This is a genomic window from Arthrobacter sp. KBS0703 (assembly GCF_002008315.2).
Taxonomy (GTDB): domain Bacteria; phylum Actinomycetota; class Actinomycetes; order Actinomycetales; family Micrococcaceae; genus Arthrobacter.
This window is the reverse complement of record NZ_MVDG02000030.1, coordinates 1-1,288: the sequence shown is the minus strand read 5'-3', so window position 1 is coordinate 1,288 and position 1,288 is coordinate 1. Positions and strand designations below refer to the sequence as shown.

Annotated in this window: 1 protein-coding gene and 1 pseudogene; one reads left to right on the top strand and one right to left on the bottom strand. The window is 62.9% G+C overall.

Features of this window, described 5'->3' with window-relative positions; translation table 11 throughout:
* Positions 1-155 precede the first annotated feature (155 nt).
* Positions 156-347, top strand: a pseudogene (locus tag B1A87_RS22675) (non-canonical purine NTP pyrophosphatase); the annotation flags it as partial.
* A gap of 79 nt (positions 348-426) precedes the next feature.
* Here B1A87_RS22675 and B1A87_RS22670 read toward each other — a convergent pair.
* Complete coding sequence (locus B1A87_RS22670) at positions 427-1,203, bottom strand: VTT domain-containing protein (protein ID WP_078026741.1); 777 nt, start codon at positions 1,201-1,203, stop codon at positions 427-429.
* Positions 1,204-1,288 lie beyond the last annotated feature (85 nt).

The following is a 1,288-nucleotide window of genomic DNA, read 5'->3' as shown; positions in this document are numbered from 1 at the left end:
CTGTCTCTTATACACATCTAGATGTGTATAAGAGACAGGAGTTCGGGTGCTGCCTCGGCATCCGCCTCCACGCGGCGGACGGCGGCCTGCGCTGCCTCCGGCAGGCTGTGGCCCTGGATCTGTCTCTTATACACATCTAGATGTGTATAAGAGACAGGCTCACGGGAACGCTGCTGCGGGAGCCGCGCGGTGAGGGGGGCTTCGGCTACGACCCCGTGCTCCAGCCGCTCGGGCTGGACCGGAGTTGCGCCGAGCTGAGCCCGGAGGAGAAGAACGCCATCAGCCACCGCGGCCAGGCGTTCCGCGCCCTGCTGCCGGCCATCGTGGAAGCCCTCAGCCGGCGCTGAGAGCAGCAGACGGCACCAACTGCGTGAAAGGCACCCCCACGGCCGTGGGGGTGCCTTTCCTGACTAACGGAACCTGGGATCAGTGGTCGAGGTTCGTCTTGCGCTCGGCCTCGGGCTCGTGCTCCTCAATGAATTCCTCCACCGGATCGGTGCCGAAGGCGGAGGCCTGGCGCTTGGCGGCGACGCCGCGCAGCACTTCGATGCCGATCGGAATGACCGAAACCAGGACAATCACGATGAAGATGATGTCCAGGTTCTCCCGGACCCACGGAACCTTGTCACCCAGCAGGTAGCCGAGGAGCGTCACGCCGCCGCCCCACAGGAGCGCGCCGATCACGTTGAAGAGGAAAAATTTCCGTTTGTCCATCTGGGCCACGCCCACGATGACCGGAACGAACGTCCTGATGATGGGCACAAAGCGGGCAAGAATCAGTGCCTTGCCGCCGTGCTTCTCGAAGAAGTTGTGGGCGCTTTCCACGTTTTCGCGCTTGAATAGCCGCGAATCCGGCTTGTTGAAGATCGCCGGGCCGGCCTTGGAACCGATCAGGTATCCCGCCTGGTTTCCGACGATGGCGGACACGATGATCAGCGCGGCGAACAGCCAGATGTTGAACTTGATGGTGTCCGTGGCCACGAGCAGGCCGGCGGTGAACAGCATGGAATCACCGGGGAGGAAGAATCCGACCAACAGCCCGGTCTCAGCGAAAATGATCCCGCAGACCAGCAGGACCACCCACGGCGCCAGGGCCGGGTCGGCGAGGAAAACCTGCGGGTTAAGCCAGTCGGGCAGGAAGGAGGCCAGGTGCGGCTGGACCGGTCCGGCTCCTCCCAGTGCGGGCACGGCAAAGTCGCTGATTGCATTAAAGTTCACTTCTCAAGGGTACTTGACGGTCCTTGGCGTTCCGCGGCGCTACAGTTGTCCCCGTGAGTTTGGACTTTAC